This window comes from Streptomyces sp. NPDC017529, from assembly GCF_044329785.1.
Classification (GTDB): domain Bacteria; phylum Actinomycetota; class Actinomycetes; order Streptomycetales; family Streptomycetaceae; genus Streptomyces.
Map to the genome: position 1 here is coordinate 310,336 of NZ_JBIRJY010000006.1, position 18,865 is coordinate 329,200.

At 70.6% G+C, this 18,865-nt stretch carries 17 protein-coding genes; 5 read left to right on the forward strand and 12 right to left on the reverse strand.

Annotated features, from left to right (window positions below; translation table 11 throughout):
* Positions 1-7: 7 nt before the first annotated feature.
* From ACH4K4_RS18335 to ACH4K4_RS18345, 3 genes are all read left to right on the forward strand, one after another.
* Positions 8-847, forward strand: a complete 840-nt coding sequence (locus tag ACH4K4_RS18335) for a thioredoxin domain-containing protein (RefSeq protein ID WP_398168375.1) — start codon at positions 8-10, stop codon at positions 845-847.
* Positions 848-957: 110 nt separating this feature from the next.
* Positions 958-1,296, forward strand: coding sequence for a hypothetical protein (locus ACH4K4_RS18340; RefSeq protein ID WP_398168376.1), 339 nt, complete (start codon positions 958-960; stop codon positions 1,294-1,296).
* Positions 1,297-1,380: 84 nt separating this feature from the next.
* The gene (locus tag ACH4K4_RS18345; RefSeq protein WP_398168378.1) at positions 1,381-2,226 is read left to right on the forward strand and encodes a thioredoxin domain-containing protein; all 846 of its coding nucleotides are present in this window, start codon (positions 1,381-1,383) and stop codon (positions 2,224-2,226) included.
* Positions 2,227-2,297: 71 nt separating this feature from the next.
* On the opposite strand, the gene ACH4K4_RS18350 is transcribed toward ACH4K4_RS18345, so the two are convergent.
* A complete protein-coding gene (locus ACH4K4_RS18350; protein WP_398168379.1) occupies positions 2,298-2,891 on the reverse strand; it encodes a dienelactone hydrolase family protein in 594 nt (197 codons plus the stop codon).
* A gap of 104 nt (positions 2,892-2,995) precedes the next feature.
* On the opposite strand from ACH4K4_RS18350, the gene ACH4K4_RS18355 reads away from it, so the two are divergent.
* Entirely contained in the window at positions 2,996-4,114 is a 1,119-nt protein-coding gene (locus tag ACH4K4_RS18355) for a mechanosensitive ion channel family protein (RefSeq protein WP_398168380.1), read from the forward strand.
* 47 nt (positions 4,115-4,161) lie between these two features.
* On the opposite strand, the gene ACH4K4_RS18360 is transcribed toward ACH4K4_RS18355, so the two are convergent.
* The 4 genes from ACH4K4_RS18360 to ACH4K4_RS18375 all read right to left on the reverse strand — a co-directional run bounded on the left by ACH4K4_RS18360 (position 4,162) and on the right by ACH4K4_RS18375 (position 8,538).
* Positions 4,162-5,763, reverse strand: a complete 1,602-nt coding sequence (locus tag ACH4K4_RS18360) for a Na+/H+ antiporter (RefSeq protein WP_398168381.1) — start codon at positions 5,761-5,763, stop codon at positions 4,162-4,164.
* 148 nt (positions 5,764-5,911) lie between these two features.
* Positions 5,912-6,853, reverse strand: coding sequence for an RluA family pseudouridine synthase (locus ACH4K4_RS18365; protein ID WP_398168382.1), 942 nt, complete (start codon positions 6,851-6,853; stop codon positions 5,912-5,914).
* Positions 6,854-6,924: 71 nt separating this feature from the next.
* Complete coding sequence (gene lspA / locus ACH4K4_RS18370) at positions 6,925-7,545, reverse strand: signal peptidase II (RefSeq protein ID WP_398168384.1); 621 nt, start codon at positions 7,543-7,545, stop codon at positions 6,925-6,927.
* Positions 7,546-7,704: 159 nt separating this feature from the next.
* A complete protein-coding gene (locus tag ACH4K4_RS18375) occupies positions 7,705-8,538 on the reverse strand; it encodes a TraR/DksA C4-type zinc finger protein (protein WP_398168385.1) in 834 nt (277 codons plus the stop codon).
* Positions 8,539-9,155: 617 nt separating this feature from the next.
* Here ACH4K4_RS18375 and ileS point away from each other — a divergent pair.
* Positions 9,156-12,296, forward strand: coding sequence for an isoleucine--tRNA ligase (gene ileS, locus ACH4K4_RS18380; protein ID WP_398168387.1), 3,141 nt, complete (start codon positions 9,156-9,158; stop codon positions 12,294-12,296).
* A gap of 382 nt (positions 12,297-12,678) precedes the next feature.
* Here the strand turns inward: ileS and ACH4K4_RS18385 are convergent, their stop codons facing one another.
* The 7 genes from ACH4K4_RS18385 to ACH4K4_RS18415 all read right to left on the reverse strand — a co-directional run bounded on the left by ACH4K4_RS18385 (position 12,679) and on the right by ACH4K4_RS18415 (position 18,845).
* Positions 12,679-13,791 carry a DivIVA domain-containing protein gene (locus tag ACH4K4_RS18385; protein ID WP_398168388.1) on the reverse strand — a complete coding sequence of 371 codons (1,113 nt, stop codon included), beginning with the start codon at positions 13,789-13,791 and terminating at the stop codon, positions 12,679-12,681.
* 49 nt (positions 13,792-13,840) lie between these two features.
* Positions 13,841-14,134, reverse strand: a complete 294-nt coding sequence (locus ACH4K4_RS18390; protein WP_003986336.1) for a YggT family protein — start codon at positions 14,132-14,134, stop codon at positions 13,841-13,843.
* 70 nt (positions 14,135-14,204) lie between these two features.
* A complete protein-coding gene (gene sepF, locus ACH4K4_RS18395) occupies positions 14,205-14,825 on the reverse strand; it encodes a cell division protein SepF (protein ID WP_360134629.1) in 621 nt (206 codons plus the stop codon).
* Positions 14,826-14,949: 124 nt separating this feature from the next.
* Positions 14,950-15,681: a YggS family pyridoxal phosphate-dependent enzyme gene (locus ACH4K4_RS18400; RefSeq protein WP_398168389.1), complete on the reverse strand. Its 732-nt coding sequence runs from the start codon at positions 15,679-15,681 to the stop codon at positions 14,950-14,952.
* Complete coding sequence (pgeF, locus tag ACH4K4_RS18405; protein ID WP_398168391.1) at positions 15,678-16,433, reverse strand: peptidoglycan editing factor PgeF; 756 nt, start codon at positions 16,431-16,433, stop codon at positions 15,678-15,680. The genes ACH4K4_RS18400 and pgeF overlap by 4 nt, the downstream gene beginning before the upstream one ends.
* A 13-nt stretch (positions 16,434-16,446) precedes the next feature.
* On the reverse strand, positions 16,447-17,676 hold the full coding sequence (ftsZ, locus tag ACH4K4_RS18410; protein WP_398168392.1) for a cell division protein FtsZ: 1,230 nt from the start codon (positions 17,674-17,676) through the stop codon (positions 16,447-16,449).
* Between the two features lie 275 nt (positions 17,677-17,951).
* The gene (locus ACH4K4_RS18415) at positions 17,952-18,845 is read right to left on the reverse strand and encodes a cell division protein FtsQ/DivIB (RefSeq protein WP_398168393.1); all 894 of its coding nucleotides are present in this window, start codon (positions 18,843-18,845) and stop codon (positions 17,952-17,954) included.
* Positions 18,846-18,865 lie beyond the last annotated feature (20 nt).

Genomic DNA, 18,865 nt, shown 5'->3' on the forward strand with positions numbered 1-18,865 from the left:
ACCAGTCATGAGCAACCGCAACAGCCAGGCCAACAAGCAGGCAGCCCGCGAGCGGCTGCGCGTCGAGCGCGAGCGGCAGAAGAAGAAGGAGAAGGTCCGCCGGCAGCTGACCGTCGGTGGTGCGATCGTCGCCGTGCTGGCCGTCGCGGGCGGCATCGGCGTCGCCGTGGCCAACTCCGGCGGCGCCTCGGGCGGTAACGGTGCCGACAAGTGGGGCAAGGCCGGGGCCGCCAAGCTGGTCCAGCCGGCCAACACGTCCGGCAAGAACGGCACGGAGATCATCGTCGGCAAGAAGGACGCCAAGCACACGCTGTCGCTCTTCGAGGACGCCCGCTGCCCCGGCTGCGCGGGCTTCGAGCAGAACGTCGGCGAGACGATCCAGAAGGACCTGAAGGACGGCAAGTACAAGGCCTCCATCCACCTGGGCACCTTCCTGGACAACAACCTCCAGGGCACCGGCTCCAAGAACGCGCTCAGCGCGATGGGCGCCGCGCTCAACGTGAGCCCCGACGCGTTCCTGAAGTTCAAGGAAGCGCTGTTCTCGAAGGAGTTCCACCCCGACGAGCGGCAGGACAAGTTCGCCGACGACGACTACCTGATCAAGGTCGCCGACTCGGTGCCCGCCCTGAAGGGCAACGCCAAGTTCCAGGACGCCGTGAAGGCCGGTACGTACAACCGCTGGGCGATGGAGATGTCCGAGGCGTTCAACGGCTTCAAGGACGTCAAGAGCACGCCGACGGTCAAGCTGGACGACACGGTGCTGGGCACCGACGGCCCGAACGGCAAGACCGCCCCGGCCTCCCCGGAGGCCTTCAACGCCGATGTCGACAAGGCCATGAAGTCCTGACCCGAGGCCGTCCGCCGGGCCCCCGGGCGGGGTTCCGGCGGACGGCGCCCGCGGTCTCCGATGCCAAATCTTGACCCGGCGGATCGCCGTGCTCATGGCAGACTCCGGGCATGGAGCGGACCGGGGCACGGCCGGGAGCGCCGCCCGGCGGACCACTGCGCGCCGTGCGTGCCGCGTTGTTCACCGCGCTGTGCCTGACGCCGTCCGCCTCCTCGCACGTCCCGCTCTCCCGTACCCCGGTGGCGCTGTCGGCGCTGCTCCCCTGGCTGCTGCGCACGGTGGCGACGCTCGCGTTCCGGCCGTTGCTGCCGGTGTCCGCCACACCCGCCGCGGTACGCCGCCGGGCCCGGCCCGTACACCTCCTCCCCCGGTCCCGGCCGCTGCACCGGCTCGGGCACAGCGTCGTACGGCGCGGCCCGCCCCGGCCCGTGCCCGCCGCCGCGCGCTGAGCGCGGCGCCGCGGCACGCCCGTACAGCGGCATGCGCCACGGAACACACCGAGTACACCGGGACCCAGGAAGTCGGGAAACACCATGAGCGACCACAACAGCCAGACCAGCAAGCAGGCGGCCCGCGAGCGGATCCGCGCCGAGCGCGAGCGGCAGAAGAAGAAGGAGAAGGTCCGCCGGCAGCTCATCGTGGCGGGTTCGGTGGTCGGCATCCTCGTCATAGCCGGCGGCATCGGCTTCGGCATCATGAAGGCGAACGAGCCCACCGGCTGGGAGGCCGCCGCGGACGCGGACCTGGTCAAGCCGGCCAACACGGCCGGCAAGAACGGCACCGAGATCGTCATCGGCAAGCCGGCGGCCAAGGAGACCCTGGAGGTCTTCGAGGACATCCGCTGCCCGGCCTGCGCCAGCTTCGAGCAGAGCGCGGGCCCGGCCCTCCTGAAGGGCATGGAGGACGGTCGCTACAAGATCCGCTTCACCATGTACACGTTCATCGACGGCGGGCAGGGCGGCGAGGGCTCCAAGAACGCGCTCAGCGCGCTCGGCGCGGCCCTGAACGTCGGCCCGGAGGCGTTCCTCAAGTACAAGACCGCGCTGTACGCCGAGAAGAACCACCCCGAGGAGTCCGACGACGCCTACGCCAAGGACAAGAAGCTGATCGAGGTGGCCGACCAGGTCCCGGAGCTGAAGGGCAACGAGAAGTTCCGGGCGGCGGTCGAGAAGGGCACCTACGACCGGTGGACGATGGAGATGACGGCGCTCTTCGGCCGTAAGGGCGTGACCGGTACGCCGGCGTTCGTGCACGGCGACAAGAAGCTGACGCTGCCGCAGGTCCCGCAGCAGCAGATGACCAAGGAGCAGTACTACAAGCTCGCCACGGCCAACTTCAACAAGATGATCGACGACGAGTTCGGCCCGGCGAAGAAGTAGCGGCGCCCGGACGGCGGCCCGCGGGAGGGCGTTGGCACACCCGCCCTCCCGCGGGCCGCCGCATCACACCGTCACAGCGAGTCGAGGAAGCCGAGGGCGACCTTCCAGGCGCTCTCAGCGGCCTCCTCGTCGTAGTCCGGCAGGCCGGGGTCGGTGAACAGGTGCCCGGCGCCCGGGTAGCGGTAGACCTCCACGTCCGCGCCGACCCGCCCCATCCGCAGGTACCAGGCGTTCAGCCAGTCGTGCGGCTCGAACGGGTCCGGGTCGGCGATGTGCAACTGTACGGGCAGCACGTCCACCGCCGCGTCGTCCGCGATGTCCGACGTGCCGTGCAACAGCAGCAGCCCGCGGGCCTTGTCGTCCGCCAGCGCGAGGTTCTGGGCGACCGCGCCGCCGAAGGAGAAACCCGCGTAGACCACGCGCCGGTCGGAGTACGGCGCGGCGGCGGTCACCGCGCGCCGCAGCAGCTCGTCCGTGCCGATCTCGTCCTTGATCGCCACGCCGTCCTTGACGGTCTCGGCGGTCCGCCCGTCGAAGAGGTCCGGGACGACGACCTCGTGCCCGGCGGCGCGCAGCCGGTCGGCCGCGGCGTGTACCGCGGGCCGCAGACCGCACACCGAGTGGAACAGAACGACCGTCGAGGACGGCGCGGGCGAAGGGGCCACTGAATTCACTTCCCTGTCGTTGGATCGCACTTCCACCATCGTGCCAGTTACGGTCAGTAGGAACCGGCACGAAGCTCACCACAACTAGGAGGACCGAAGTGTCCATGGAGGACGTGCTTCGTCCGCTCATCGTCGTAGGCGGCTCGATAGTCGTGACGCTCGTCCTGGGCTGGCTGGCCGACCTGGCCCTGCGCCGGGCCGACACGGCCCGCCCGGACACGCCACTGTGGGGCCTGCTGCGGCGCTGCCGCGTCCCCCTGCAGGTGGTGCTGGTGACGGCGCTGCTACGCGGCTCCTACGACAGAACCGGTCTGGAATTCATCGAGGACCACGAAGCGGGCCTCGGCCAGATCCTCTCCCTCGTCCTGATCGCGGCCACCGCCTGGCTCGCCATCCGGGCGTCGGCGGCCATCGTGGAGTCCTCGTACTCCCGGTACGCGGCGGGCGCGCGGGACGCCGCCCGGGTCCGGCGGGTCCGTACGCAGGTCACGCTGATCCAGCGGGTGGTCACGGCGATCGTCGTGGTCGTCGCCGCCGCCTCGATGCTGCTGACCTTCCCCAAGATGCACACCGTCGGCCAGTCCATGCTGGCCTCGGCCGGGCTGGTCGGCATCGTGGCCGGTGTCGCCGCGCAGTCCACGCTCGGCAACCTCTTCGCCGGCCTGCAGATCGCCTTCGGCGACATGGTCCGCATCGGCGACACGGTGGTCGTGGACAAGGAGTGGGGCACGGTCGAGGAGATCACCCTGACCTTCCTGACCGTACGGACCTGGGACGAGCGGCGGATAACGATGCCCGTCTCGTACTTCACCAGCAAGCCGTTCGAGAACTGGTCGCGCGGCGGCGCGCAGATGACCGGCACGGTCTTCTTCCACCTGGACCACGCGGCGCCCGTGGAGAAGATGCGGCACAAGCTGCACGAGATCCTGCAGAACAGCACCGACTGGGACGGCCGCGGCTGGAGCCTGGTGGTCACCGACACCACCCCCACCACGATCCAGGTACGCGCCCTGGTCACCGCCCGCGACTCGGACGCCATCTGGTCGGTCCGCTGCGAGGTCCGCGAACGGCTGGTCGACTGGCTGCGCGCCGAGCACCCGTACGCGCTGCCGCGGGTCGCCACCGCGCAGGCGCCCGGGGTCGGCGAGGGCATCGGCCTGCTGGACGACGGGCCGCGGGACAGCCCCCCGATGCTGGACAAGGGCCCGGGGCTCGACAACTGAGGGGCGCGGGGCCGGAAGGGCTGTCCCTCCGGCCCCGCCTGCCCGCCCTACGGCAGCGGCGCGCCCCGCAGGCTGCGCATGTCCAGCTGGCGCAGGACGCGGTCCACGATCTCCGGGTCGGCGCCCGGCTCGCTGCGCGCCGCCAGCACCTCGTGGCGGGCGGCCGAGAGCATCTCGCTCTGGATGCGCTGCACCTTCTTCATGCGCGTGATGCGCTTCTCGAAGTGCTCCCGCCGGTCGTCGTCCACGATGTCCGGGGCGATGCGCGCGCCCATGTCGTACGCGCGCCGGGAGAGCTGCTCGCTGATCTCCTCCGGCAGCTCCTCGACCTCCAGGATCTCCTTCAGGCGCCGCTTGGACGCCTTGATCACCCGGATTGCCAGCTCGTGTTCCAGCTTCTCCTCGGCCTCCGAGTCGGCCTTCACCCGCAGCTTCTTGACCAGGGTGGGCAGCGACAGGCCCTGGACGACGAGCCCGGAGAGCACCACCGCGAAGGCGATGAACAGGATCTCGTCGCGGGCCGGGAAGTCCCCGCCGCCGTCGATCTCGTACGGGATGGCCAGCGCCAGCGCCACGGACGCCACGCCGCGCATCCCGGACCACCACATGATCACGGTCTCCCGCCAGCTCAGCGGGATGTCCTCGTCGAAGTCCCGCCGTTTGTGCATGCGCTTGGCCAGCCAGGCGGCGGGCAGCAGCCACAGCAGCCGGACGCCCACCACGACCACCACGACGACGGCCCCGATGCCCAGCATCTCGCCCCAGCGGCCGGACGCGGCCTTGATGACGTTGTGCAGCTCCAGGCCGATCAGGCCGAAGGCGACGCCGGTGACCAGGGTGTCGACGATCTCCCAGAAGGTGTAGCCGGCCAGCCGGCCCATCACGTCGTCGGCGTCCACCGCGTACTCGGCGAGGAACAGCGCGGTGGTCAGCACCGCCAGCACCCCGGAGCCCTCCAGCTCCTCGGCCAGGACGTACGCGACGAACGGCACCAGCAGCGTCAGGCCGATCTGCAGCGTCGGATCGCCCAGCAGGCCCATCAGCTTGTTGGCGGCCCAGCCCAGCACCAGCCCGACCGCTATCGCGACGACCGCGGACAGGACGAGCGAGCCGACGGCGCCGGGCACCGAGAAGGAGCCGCTGATGGCCGCGGCGAGCGCGACGTGGTACAGCACGATCGCGGTGACGTCGTTGAACAGCCCCTCGCCCTCCAGGATGGAGACCATGCGGCGGGGCAGCCCCAGCTTGCCGGCGACGGCGGTCGCGGCGACCGGGTCGGGCGGCGCCACGAGGGCGCCGAGCACCACGGCGGCGGCGATCGGCATGCCGGGGACCACGGCGTGCGCGACGGCGGCGACGGCGGCCGTGGTCGCGAAGACCAGGGCCACCGCCAGCAGGAAGATGGGCCGGATGTTGGCCGTGAACTGGCGCCAGGAGGTGCGCTGCACGGCCGCGTACAGCAGCGGCGGCAGCACCAGCGGCAGGATGAACTCCGGCGGCACCTCCACGTTCGGCACGAACGGCAGCAGCGCCAGCACCGCGCCCGCGAGCGTCATCAGGACCGGTGACGGCAGGCCCAGCCGGTCACCGACCGGGACCATGACCACGGCCCCGAGAAGTAGGACGAACATCAGGGCCAGCTGATCCACGGTGGCTGCGCTCCGGGGTCGAAATCGATCACGTTCCGCCCCAAGCCTGCCATGACGCGTACAAAAACCGCTCGGACGAGCGGTGCGGCCGCTCGGCCGTCCGGTCTACCCGTCAGGGCACCCGGTCACCCGGACCGGGGCGCCCGGCTCAGGCGCTCTCCGCCCGCACCGTGTCCAGGGCGCGCTGGAGGTCCTCCGGATACGCGCTCTCGAACTCCACCCAGCGCCCGTCGGACGGGTGCTCGAAGCCGAGGCGCATCGCGTGCAGCCACTGCCGGGTGAGCCGCAGCCGCTTGGCGAGCGTCGGGTCGGCGCCGTAGGTCAGGTCGCCGACACACGGGTGGCGGTGCGCGGACATGTGGACGCGGATCTGGTGCGTCCGCCCGGTCTCCAGCTTGATGTCCAGCAGACTGGCCGCCCGGAACGCCTCGATCAGGTCGTAGTGGGTGACCGACGGCTTGCCCTCGGCCGTCACCGCCCACTTGTAGTCGTGCTGCGGGTGGCGGCCGATGGGGGCGTCGATCGTGCCGCTCATCGGGTCCGGGTGACCCTGCACCAGGGCGTGGTAGCGCTTGTCGACCGTACGCTCGCGGAACTGCTGCTTGAGCAGGGTGTACGCGCGCTCGGACTTCGCCACCACCATCAGCCCCGAGGTGCCGACGTCGAGGCGGTGCACGATGCCCTGGCGCTCGGCGGCGCCGGAGGTCGAGATGCGGAAGCCCGCGGCGGCCAGCCCGCCGATGACGGTGGTGCCGGTCCAGCCGGGGCTGGGGTGCGCGGCGACGCCGACCGGCTTGACGATCACCACGATGTCGTCGTCGTCGTGGACGATCTCCATGCCCTCGACGGGCTCGGCGACGACCTCGACCGGCGGCGCGGCGCGCGGCATCTCCACTTCCAGCCAGGCGCCGCCGTGCACCCGCTCGGACTTCATGACTTCGGCGCCGTCCACCCGGACCTTCCCGCCGGCCGCCAGCTCGGCGGCCTTCGTACGGGAAAAGCCGAACATGCGGGCCAGCGCGGCGTCGACGCGCTCGCCCTCCAGGCCGTCCGGTACGGGCAGGGTGCGGATCTCGGGAATCGTGCTCACATCACCGAGTATGGCAGTCCGCTGTGACACTCCCGCCTGCCCCGGTCCCCCCGGGGCCCCGACACGGGCTCTCAGTCCTTGTGGACCGTGCCGTCGGGGTCCAGGCCCTTGAAGGACAGGAACACGATCAGGATGCCGCCGCAGACGATCGCCGAGTCCGCGAGGTTGAAGACCGCGAAGTGGGCGGGCGCGATGAAGTCCACCACGGCGCCCTCGAAGACACCCGGCGTACGGAAGATCCGGTCGGTGAGGTTGCCGAAGGCGCCGCCCAGCAGCAGGCCGAGCGCGATGCCCCACGGCAGGCTGTACAGCTTGCGGGCGATCCGGATGATCACCACGATCACGATCGCCGCGATGATGGTGAGGAAGATCGTCAGTGCCTCGCCGATGCTGAAGGCGGCGCCGCGGTTGCGGATCACCTCCAGCCGCAGCAGCGAACCGATGACCTCCACGGGGGCGTGGTGCTCCAGCTTCGCGACCACCAGCGCCTTGCTGCCGAGGTCGAGGAGGTAGACGACGACCGCCACCAGGAACAAGGTGCCGATCCGCCGCTTGCCCTTGCGGGCGGCGCCGCCCGCCTCCGCGCCGGCCTCGTCCGACCCCGCCGCGTTCCCCCCGGTCGCCGGGGCCGCCGCCGGCCGGGACTCCGGCCCCGTCTCCGGCGTACCGGTGATGCGCTCCGCCTCTGCCACGTGTGAGCCCCTCAGCCCGTCGAATCCTGCGCGCCAGGCCGCCCCGGCTGAGCACGAGGGTACGGCACAAGCGTGCGGACACCGCCGGTACGGGTGCGACGGCCGGCGGGTGATTCCCCCGTCACCCGCCGGCGGCCCCGCCCACCGGGGCGCGAACCCCTATCGGCGCTCCTGCCTCTGCTTGCACTCCACGCACAGCGTCGCCCGGGGGAACGCCTGCATCCGGGCCTTGCCGATCGGCTTGCCGCAGTTCTCGCACAGGCCGTACGTGCCCGCGTCCAGCCGCTCCAGCGCGCGCTCGGTCTGGAGCAGCATCTCGCGCGCGTTGGAGGCCAGCGCCATCTCGTGCTCGCGGGTGATGTTCTTGCTGCCGGTGTCGGCCTCGTCGCCGGTGCCCTCGCCGGTGTCGCGCATCAACCCGGCGAGCGCGTCCTCGGACGCCATGATCTCCGCGCGCAGCCGCCCCACCTCGTCGTGCAGTTCGGCGCGGGCCTCGGCGACCTCTGCCGGTGTCCAGGGGTCCTCGCCGGGCCGTACGGCCAGCTCACCGGGGGCCGCGGCGCGCGCCTTGGGCACCGCGCCCGCCCTGCCGTCCTGTTCCGCCTCGGCGGTCGGTGCCCCGCCCGGAGTCTTCTTCTCCACCACCGTCTTGGCTCCCGTCTTCTTCGCGGGCACCGCCTTCTCGGCAGGTGCGGTCTTCTTGGCCGTCTTCCTGGGGGCGGCCTTGCGGGGCGCGGGCCCGCCGTCCGGAGGGGCCTGCCCGGCCTCCTTCGCCGCCTTCTTCGCCGCGGCCTTCTTCCCCGGTGTCTTCTTCGCCGTCCTTCCGGCCGCGGGCGGGTGCGCCGGCTCCTCCGCCGGAGTGTCCGGCACGGCCTCCGCGCTCATCGCCGTGGCGGCGGACGCTCGCTTCTTCGCCGCGGGCCCTGGCTTCTTGGCCGCGGCCTTCCCGGCGTCCGCCGTGCTCTTCTTCGCGGCGGTCTTCTTCGCCACCATGGCCGCGACCCCTTCACGTAAGTGATCATGTTCGCGAATCGTGACCGGAACGATAAATCGCCTCAAGGCACGCGGCAACGGGACGCACCGCCCTTTCCTACCCGGTCCCCCCACGCGGGAGCCCGGTCTGCATCCGTTGTGCCCCCCTGCCCGCCCGGTAATCCGCCAGCCCACGGGCCGCCCGGCGGTCCTCCGCCGACCGACCGCCGAGCGGCCGCCGACTCCCGCGCCCTGCGTATCGCCATTCGGGTCATGTCCTCGGCGGCCGGTACCTCAGTCGGCGGAGCCCGCAAAACCGGTCGGCCGGCACCGTCGGTGCCCCGTACACTGGCCACAGCGAAAGGCGCGGATGGGACGAGTAGCGTCGTACGCAGCCATGAGCGATCCGGGGACGGTGCGAGCCCGGAGGCGTGCGCGACGTGAAGATCAGCCCGGAGCCGCCGGAAGAAAGCCCACGGGCGGCCCGCGAGCGGCCCGCAGGCGACTAGAACCGGCCTCGCGACCCCAATGAGGGGGCGGTGGAACGCGCACCGCCAAGGAGGGTGGTACCGCGGGAGCCCAGGCTCTCGTCCCTCCGGACGGAGAACGCAGCAGGTGTCCGCCGGAGGAACGCCCCGATGTCACAGCCTCAGTACCGCCAGGTACCCGCCCAGGTAGACCTGCCCGCCCTTGAGCACGCGGTGCTCGATTTCTGGCGCGAGCAGAAGGTCTTCGCCCGTACCCTCCAGCAGTCCGAGGGACGCCCCGAATGGGTCTTCTACGAGGGCCCGCCGACCGCCAACGGCATGCCCGGCGCCCACCACATCGAGGCCCGCGTCTTCAAGGACGTCTTCCCCCGCTTCCGCACCATGCGCGGCTACCACGTCGGCCGCAAGGCCGGCTGGGACTGCCACGGCCTGCCGGTCGAGCTGGCCGTCGAGAAGGAACTGGGCTTCAACGGCAAGAAGGACATCGAGGCGTACGGCATCGCCGAGTTCAACGCCAAGTGCCGCGAGTCGGTGACCCGCCACACCGACGCCTTCTCCGAACTCACCACCCGGATGGGCTACTGGACGGACCTGGACGACCCGTACCGCACCATGGACCCCGACTACATCCAGTCGGTCTGGTGGTCCCTCAAGCAGATCTTCGACAAGGGCCTGCTGGCACAGGACCACCGCGTCGCCCCCTGGTGCCCCCGCTGCGGCACCGGCCTGTCCGACCACGAACTGGCCCAGGGCTACGAGAACGTCGTCGACCCCTCGGTCTTCGTCCGCCTCCCCCTCACCTCGGGCCCGCTGGCCGGCGAGGCCGCCCTCCTCATCTGGACGACCACCCCCTGGACCCTGGTCTCCAACACCGCCGTGGCCGCCCACCCCGACGTCACCTACGTCGTGGCCACCGACGGCCGGGAGAACCTGGTCGTCGCCGAGCCCCTGCTCGACAAGGCCCTCGGCGAGGGCTGGACCGCGACCGGACAGCGCTTCACCGGCCGCGAGATGGAGCGCTGGGCCTACCGCCGCCCCTTCGACCTGGTCGAGCTGGAGGGCGCCAACTTCGTCGTCAACGCCGACTACGTCACCACCGAAGACGGTACGGGCCTGGTCCACCAGGCCCCGGCCTTCGGTGAGGACGACCTCAAGATCTGCCGCGGCTACGGCCTCCCGGTCGTCAACCCGGTGCGCCCCGACGGCACCTTCGAGGAGGACCTCGCCCTCGTCGGCGGCCAGTTCTTCAAGAAGGCCGACGAAGCCCTCGTCGCCGACCTCGACGCCCGCGGCCTGCTCTTCCGCCACCTCGCCTACGAGCACAGCTACCCGCACTGCTGGCGCTGCCACACCGCCCTGCTCTACTACGCCCAGCCGTCCTGGTACATCCGCACCACCGCGGTCAAGGACGCTCTGCTGCGCGAGAACGAGGACACCAACTGGTTCCCCGAGTCGGTCAAGCACGGCCGCTTCGGCGACTGGCTGAACAACAACATCGACTGGGCCCTGTCCCGCAACCGCTACTGGGGAACCCCCCTCCCCATCTGGCGCTGCGCCGAAGACCACCTGACCTGCGTAGGCTCCCTCGCCGAGCTCACCGAACTGACCGGCACCGACCAGTCGGGCCTGGACCCCCACCGCCCGTACATCGACGCCGTCACCTTCCCCTGCCCCACCTGCCAGGGCACCGCGACGCGCGTCCCCGAGGTCATCGACGCCTGGTACGACTCGGGCTCCATGCCGTTCGCCCAGTGGGGATACCCCTACAAGAACAAGGAACTGTTCGAGAAGCGCTACCCCGCACAGTTCATCTCCGAGGCGATCGACCAGACCCGCGGCTGGTTCTACACCCTCATGGCCGTCGGCACCCTGGTCTTCGACAAGTCGTCCTACGAGAACGTCGTCTGCCTGGGCCACATCCTCGCCGAGGACGGCCGCAAGATGTCCAAGCACCTGGGCAACACCCTGGACCCGATCCCGCTGATGGACCAGCACGGCGCCGACGCCGTCCGCTGGTTCATGGCAGCCGGCGGCTCCCCCTGGGCAGCCCGCCGCGTAGGCCACGGCACCATCCAAGAGGTGGTCCGCAAGACCCTGCTCACCTACTGGAACACGGTCGCCTTCCAGGCCCTGTACGCCCGCACCTCCAACTGGGCCCCGAGCGCGTCCGACCCCGCCCCGGCCGACCGCCCCCTCCTCGACCGCTGGCTCCTGTCCGAACTGAACGCCCTCACCCAGGGCGTCACCGACGCCCTCGAAACCTACGACACCCAGCGCGCCGGCAAGCTCCTCTCCTCCTTCGTCGACGACCTCTCCAACTGGTACGTACGCCGCTCCCGCCGCCGCTTCTGGCAGGGCGACAAGGCGGCCCTGCGCACGCTCCACGAGGTCATCGAAACAGTCACCCGCCTGATGGCCCCCATCACCCCGTTCATCACCGAACGCGTGTGGCAGGACCTGATCGTCCCGGTCACCCCCGGCGCCCCCGACTCGGTCCACCTCTCCACCTGGCCCGAAGCCGACCCCGCCCTCGTCGACCCGGCTCTCTCCACGCACATGCAGCTGGTGCGCCGCCTGGTCGAACTGGGCCGCGCCACCCGCGCGGAGTCCGGCGTCAAGACCCGCCAGCCCCTCTCCCGCGCCCTGGTCGCGGCAGCCGGCTTCGAAGCCCTCTCCCCCGAACTGCGCACGCAGATCACCGAAGAGCTGAACGTCTCCACCCTCGCCTCCCTCTCCGAGGTGGGCGGCAGCCTGGTCGACACGACCGCGAAGGCCAACTTCCGCGCCCTGGGCAAGCGCTTCGGCAAGGGCGTACAGGCGGTCGCCAAGGCCATCGCCACGGCCGACGCCGCCGCCCTCTCCCTGGCCCTGCGCGAGGGAACCGCCACCGTCGAGGTGGACGGCGAGACGGTCTCCCTCTCCCCCGACGAGGTCATCATCACCGAGACCCCGCGCGAGGGCTGGTCGGTGGCCTCCGACGCGGGCGCCACCGTGGCCCTCGACCTGGAGATCACCCCGGACCTGCGCCGCGCCGGCCTGGCCCGCGACGCGATCCGCCTCATCCAGGAGGCCCGCAAGAACAGCGGCCTGGACGTGGCCGACCGGATCGCCCTGCGCTGGCAGACCACCGACGAAGACGTCCGCACGGCCCTGACCGACCACCAGCCCCTCATCTCGGAGGAGGTCCTGGCCACGGACTTCGCGAACGGCGAGGCCGACGAGACGTACGGCCCGGCGTTCGAGGACGAGAGCCTGTCCCTGACGTTCCGGCTGAGGAAGACGGAGGCGTAAGCCCCGACCGCGTAGACGCAACGGTCCCCGACGCAGGAAGCGTCGGGGGCCGTTCTCGTACAGGCAGAATGCGGCGTTTCTATGGCACCTCGCCCAAAACGCACGGAAAGCCGCGTGCAGAGCGGCTCGGGTCCACGCAGGGGTCTCCCCGCAGGCAGCCGGGTGCCTTGCGTTCACTTCAAACTCCTGGACGCCGTGCACGGTGACGAGGAGAGACCCCTGCGGGGGCCCGAGCCCCCACCTACCGAGCAGACCGCGCAGGACGCGCACCCCCACAAGCCAAACGCAAAGAGCTGGGCCCCCGGGGAAACCCCCCGGGGACCCAGCCCTGATTGCCGACTACGCCCTACGCGCGACGACTACGCGCGCAGCGCGGCTCCGCTCAGTTGTCGTCCTCGTCGATCAGGAACCCACGCATCGGCGACGGCGCCTGCTGCATCGGCTGCTGTCCCTGCGGCCGCACCGGAGCCATCGGCTGCGTCATCGCCGGCGACATCTGCTGCTGACCGCCGTACGACGGCGCGTTGCCGGAGCCACCGCCGTGACCGCCCATCGACTGCCCGCCACCCATGGCGTGGTTGCCACCCATGGACCCGGCACCCGCCGAGGCCATCGACGGCGACGGCGGCAGCGAGGCGGTCGCCGGCGTCCGCGGCGGCGCCAGCGAGTCGTCGGCCTGGTTCTCCAGCTGGCGCAGCTGACTCTCCAGGTAGGACTTCAGCCGCGTACGGTACTCGCGCTCGAAACCGCGCAGGTCTTCGACCTTGCGCTCCAGCGTGGCGCGGGCCGACTCCAGCGAGCCCATCGCGACGCGGTGCTTCTCCTGCGCGTCCCGCTCCAGCGCGTCCGCCTTGGCGCGGGCGTCCCGCTCCAGGCCCTCCGCACGGCTGCGCGCCTCGCCGACGATCTTGTTGGCCTCGGAACGGGCCTCCGCGATCGCCTGGTCGGCGGTCTGCTGTGCGAGCGAGAGCACGCGGGCGGCGCTGTCACCGCCCGGACCCTGGCCCGGCTGCGGCAGCTGCGGGCCGCCGTGACCACCGGGACCGCCCATCGGGCCGCCCAGCGGACCGCCAGGACCCATCGGGCCGGGGCCGTGCGGGCCCTGGGGACCGTGCCCACCGGGGCCGGCCGGCAGCTGCGGGGCACCACCAGGCAGCTGCGGCGGGCCGCCCAGCTGCTGTTGCTGCTGCTGCGGCGGCACCGGCTGCGGTCCGGATATGGCGGCGGGCACCGGGGCCCCCGGCCGTCCCTGCTGGTGCTGCTGCCCCTGGTCCTGCTGTTCCTGCTGCTTGCGCAGGCCCTGCTGCTGGTTCTGCGCGGCGGCACGCGTCGCGGCGGCCAGCTTGGCGCGCAGGTCCTCGTTCTCGCGCAGCAGGCGGGTCAGTTCGGCTTCGACCTCATCGAGGAAGGCATCGACCTCGTCCTCGTCATAGCCTTCTCGGAGGCGGACGGTCGTGAACTGCTTGTTCCGCACGTCCTCGGGGGTCAACGGCATCTCTACTTCACCTCAACGTAGTCGTCGGCAATCGGCAAGACCGTATCGTTCACACCAACAACACCGACCTCACGACGGTGATCAGGATGTACACGATGATCATCAATACGAAGAAGGACAGGTCGAGCGCCACGCCCCCGAGACGCAGCGGCGGAATGAACCGCCGCAAGAGCTTGAGTGGCGGATCAGTGACAGTGTAGGTGGCCTCCAGAACGACCACCATTGGCTTGCCGGGTTGCCATGAACGGGCGAACTGGAAGACGTAGTCCATCACCAGTCGGAAGATCAACACGATCAGGAAGCAGTACAACGCGATGTAGATCACCTGACCAGCGATACTCATCCGCGCTGTCCTCTCCCCTTGCCATGCTGTCGTGTTGGGCCTTTCGGCCTGGTGTGCCCGGTATTGCGTCTCAGCTCTGGTTGAAGAACCCGCCCTCTGCGATGCGGGCCTTGTCCTCCGCCGTGACATCGACGTTAGCAGGCGACAACAGGAACACCTTCTGCGTCACCCGCTCGATGCTGCCGTGCAGGCCGAAGACGAGACCGGCCGCAAAGTCGACAAGTCGCTTCGCATCCGTGTCGTCCATCTCCGTGAGATTCATGATCACCGGAGTGCCCTCACGGAAGTGTTCCCCGATGGTACGGGCTTCGTTGTAGGTCCGCGGGTGCAGCGTGGTGATGCGGTAGGGCTCCCGCTCGGACACAACCTTGGGCATGATCACCGGTGCGTTCTTCTCCAGATTCGGGCGGTCGGGTGTGATGGACGCCACGGGGGCGATTCGCGCGGGTCGTCCGCTTTCGACGGCCGGCGATGCGGGCTCACGCTGCGCGGGAGGCTGGGCGGCTCGGACGGGTTCGTCCCGCTCCGGGTGCGGCTCGGTGGGTACTTGGGTCTGCTGTCGCCGCCCCCGTTCGGGCTCCGGGTCAAGCTCGGGCTCGAACTCGTCGTCGGGGTCGAATCCCCGGCCGTCGTACCCATCGTCCTCCACGAGGCCGAGGTAGACCGCCATCTTGCGCATCGCGCCGGCCATTCTCTGCGTCCTCCGCTCTGTGGTGGATCGGCTCCGTCGCCGGGCGCCTTGGATCCACGCGGTCTGCCCACCTTTTGGGGGCAATGACCATATTTTGTGCTGTGGTCCGACTTGCTTGGCGACGTTACCCGAGCTGTGGTCGGACTCCGAGTACCGCAGTGCCGACGCGCACATGTGTCGCCCCGGCAGCCACGGCTTCATCGAGGTCCGCGCTCATCCCTGCTGACACTATGTTCGCAGCAGGATGGTTCGCGCGCAGGCCGGATGAGATTTCCATCAAACGCTCGAAAGCCGCACGTTGGCGTCCGGCATACGGGCCGGCCAGCGGAGCGACCGTCATCAGGCCGTCCAGCCGCAGCCCTTCGGCGTTCGCGATCGTGTCGGCGAGGGCAGCCACCCCGGCCGGGGCCGTCCCGCCGCGGTCGCCGGTCTCCCCGCGCCCGTCACCCGGTTCGGCGTCGAGCGCCACCTGGATGAGGCAGCCCAGCTCGCGGCCGGCCCGTACCGCTTCCTTCGAGAGCGCGGTGACCAGCTTGGGCCGGTCGACCGACTGCACGACATCGGCGTAATTGACCACAGACCGCACCTTGTTGGTCTGCAACTGACCGACGAAGTGCCAGATAAGGGGCAGATCCGAGCACTGGGCGGCTTTCGGCGCCGCGTCCTGGTCACGGTTCTCCGCCACATGGCGGACGCCCAGTTCCGCGAGCAGTCGGACGTCGCTCGCCGGGTAGGTCTTCGTGACCACGATGAGGGTCACTTCTTCACGCTTGCGACCGGCCTTGGCGCAGGCCGTGGAGATTCGTTCCTCCACCCGCGCCAGGTTGTCGGCCAGTTCGGTCCTACGATCCGTCACAGCTCAGCATCCAGCCATACATAGCTCGCGAGCCGCCCGGTGATGCGGTCGCGCCGGTAGGAGAAGTGGTCCGCCGACTCCAGCGTGCAGATGTGTGAATGTTCACGCATGTGGACGCCGTACGCGGCGAGTTGAGCCCTGACCCCGGCGGCCATGTCGACCGCGGGCGTGCCCCGGTCCGTGGTGGCCCACGCCTCGGGCACCACCGCGGCCACCTCGGCCCGCATCGCCTCGGGCACCTCGTAGCAGCGTCCGCAGACCGCGGGGCCGGTACGGGCGACGATGCGCGCCGGGTCGGCGCCGAGCGCGGTCATCGCCTCGACGGTCGCCGGGACCACCCCGGCCACCAGTCCCGGGCGCCCCGCGTGCGCGGCCCCCGCGATCCCGGCGACCGGGTCGGCGAGCAGTACGGGGGTGCAGTCGGCGGTCAGCACGGCGAGGACGGTGCCCCGGCGGGCCGTCACCACCGCGTCCACACAGGGGATCTCGGCGTCGTCGCGCCACGGCCCGTCGACCACGGCCACGTCCCGGCCGTGCACCTGGTTCATCCAGACGACGGAAGCCGGGTCCAGGCCGAGTTCCTTGGCCGCCAGTTCGCGGTTGGTCCGCACGGCCTGCGGGTCGTCGCCGACCGCGCCGCCGAGGTTGAGCTCGGCATACGGAGCGGCGCTCACCCCGCCCCACCTGTCGGTGAAGGCGAAGTGGGCGCCGCTCGTGTCGTTCGTCAGCACCGGGTGCTGTTGCCCTATCACGTCGGGACTTCGGTCACTTCAGGAAGTCGGGAACGTCCAGTTCCTCGGCCGCGGTGTCCGAGTACGGACGGGCCGGCGGAACCTGCGGCGACGTGGCCGGGGGCGGCGGCACCTCGCCGAGCGGGGACGGGTCGGCGGGCGCCGGCTCCTCGTCCCGTACCGGTACCGAGCCCAGACTGCCGAAGGACGACGGCCGGGACTCGGCCTGCGGTGCCGGGCGGCTGGGGGCCGACGCCGGCTCCTCGCGCTTGCCGTTGTTCTGGCTGCCCAGCACGGTCTGCTGACGGGCCGGCGGCTGGCCGCCGTCGAAGCCCGCGGCGATGACGGTCACCCGGACCTCGTCGCCGAGCGCGTCGTCGATGACCGCGCCGAAGATGATGTTCGCCTCGGGGTGGGCCGCCTCGCTGACCAGCTGCGCGGCCTCGTTGATCTCGAAGAGACCGAGGTCCGAGCCGCCGGAGATGGAGAGCAGCACGCCGCGGGCGCCGTCGATGGACGCCTCCAGGAGCGGCGAGGAGATCGCCATCTCGGCCGCGGCCACCGCGCGGTCGTCGCCGCGCGCCGAGCCGATGCCCATGAGGGCCGAGCCGGCCTCCGACATCACGGACTTGACGTCGGCGAAGTCGAGGTTGATCAGACCCGGGGTGGTGATCAGGTCGGTGATGCCCTGGACACCCGACAGCAGTACCTGGTCCGCGGACTTGAACGCGTCGAGCACGCTCACCTGGCGGTCCGAGATGGACAGCAGTCGGTCATTGGGGATCACGATGAGGGTGTCGACCTCGTCGCGCAGGCCGGCGATGCCGTCCTCGGCCTGGTTGGCGCGGCGGCGGCCCTCGAAGGTGAACGGGCGGGTGACCACACCGATCGTCAGGGCGCCCAGCGAGCGGGCGATGTTGGCGACGACGGGCGCGCCGCCGGTGCCGGTGCCGCCGCCCTCGCCCGCGGTCACGAAGACCATGTCGGCCCCCTTGAGGACCTCCTCGATCTCCTCGCGGTGGTCCTCGGCCGCCTTGCGGCCGACATCGGGGTTGGCGCCTGCGCCCAGGCCACGGGTGAGTTCCCGGCCGACGTCGAGCTTGACGTCGGCGTCGCTCATCAGCAGGGCCTGTGCATCGGTGTTGATCGCGATGAACTCGACGCCCTTGAGCCCGACCTCGATCATCCGGTTGATGGCGTTCACGCCACCGCCGCCGATGCCGACGACCTTGATGACTGCGAGGTAGTTCTGCGGTGCTGCCACGTCGAAGGCCTCTCGCCTCGAGTTACGTGTCGCCGCCGCACCGGGGGTGCGGTCGCCGACTGATGCCGATGGGACGGTCCGTATTGCCGACCCGAACCCTAACGCTGAAGTTTAGGGTTACCAGTGCCTGTGTTCCTGGGACTCTTTGGAACGAGACACTAAGTCGACAAGTGGCGCACGTTCAACGAACACGCCGAACCTCCCGTTTTTCTTTTCACCCTATGTGATCACCCATAGTGGTAGCCATCCAGGGTGCTGGCCTGCGGGTACGTACGTCAACTCCCGGACACCGCGGGTGCGGTGGGAACACTCACGTCGAAGTGGCGCGCGTCACGCGCCGCTTTCAGCGCGGCGGTGAGCACCTTGGCCTTCGCCGTACTGCGTTCGCCGCTCCCCCACGCGACCGTGCGACCACCCGTCAGTTTCAGCGTGATGGCGTCGTAGGAGCGCACCTCGACGGCGCGGACGTCCTGGTGAACCGCCTTGGGCAGGGCGGTGACGACGGCTCCGGCCGCGCTCCGGAGCCGGTCGGCGCCGAACCGCCGCAGGCTCGGGCTGTCCCGTACGGCCATTTCGAGCAGCGGTACGCCCTTCGGGGCGGCGGCGACCGTGGCGAAACGCGTCCCTTCCGCGTCCACTTCGACGAACTTTCCGCCCGTTTGAATAACGAGTACCGGCTGCCTTTCGGTCACTTTCAAGCTGACCGTGTGCGGCCAGGACCGTACGACGTCAACCGTCTTCACGCGCGGGAGTTTCGCGCGCACCCGGGCGGCGATCGCCGCCTTGTCCAAGGAGACGAGCGGCGTGTCCATCGGCACCTCGGCCGCCCTGACGACCTCATCCGCCGTCAGGAACCCGGTGCCACGCGCCTTGACGTCTTCCGTGCGCAGCCAGGTGGAGCCGTACAGGGCCCAGGCGCCGAAACCGGCCAGCAGTACGGCGCCGGCCAGTGCGATGATCAGGGTGCGGCGGGGCGGCATCGCGAACCGGTTCCGCAGCGCGGACAGTCCGCCGGGACCGGCCGGCCCCTTCGGCTTACCGGACTTACCGGTTCCGCCCGCCTTGCCCGCCTTTCCTGTCTTTCCCGCCTTGCCGGTCCGGCCGGAAGAGGGCGGGCCGGAGCGCGAGGACTTCTTCTCGCCGCGCCGGGCGGTCGTCGGTCCGGCCACGCTCCCTCTCTTTCCGGCCG

Excerpts from the sequence above, each read along its gene's own strand:
- ileS (WP_398168387.1), top strand. The coding sequence starts at position 9,156 with ATGTCACAGCCTCAGTACCGCCAGGTACCCGCCCAGGTAGACCTGCCC.
- ACH4K4_RS18355 (WP_398168380.1), top strand. The coding sequence starts at position 2,996 with ATGGAGGACGTGCTTCGTCCGCTCATCGTCGTAGGCGGCTCGATAGTC.
- sepF (WP_360134629.1), bottom strand. The coding sequence starts at position 14,825 with ATGGCCGGCGCGATGCGCAAGATGGCGGTCTACCTCGGCCTCGTGGAG.
- ACH4K4_RS18340 (WP_398168376.1), top strand. The coding sequence starts at position 958 with ATGGAGCGGACCGGGGCACGGCCGGGAGCGCCGCCCGGCGGACCACTG.
- ACH4K4_RS18345 (WP_398168378.1), top strand. The coding sequence starts at position 1,381 with ATGAGCGACCACAACAGCCAGACCAGCAAGCAGGCGGCCCGCGAGCGG.
- ACH4K4_RS18385 (WP_398168388.1), bottom strand. The coding sequence starts at position 13,791 with ATGCCGTTGACCCCCGAGGACGTGCGGAACAAGCAGTTCACGACCGTC.
- ACH4K4_RS18375 (WP_398168385.1), bottom strand. The coding sequence starts at position 8,538 with ATGGTGGCGAAGAAGACCGCCGCGAAGAAGAGCACGGCGGACGCCGGG.
- ACH4K4_RS18390 (WP_003986336.1), bottom strand. The coding sequence starts at position 14,134 with ATGAGTATCGCTGGTCAGGTGATCTACATCGCGTTGTACTGCTTCCTG.
- ACH4K4_RS18335 (WP_398168375.1), top strand. The coding sequence starts at position 8 with ATGAGCAACCGCAACAGCCAGGCCAACAAGCAGGCAGCCCGCGAGCGG.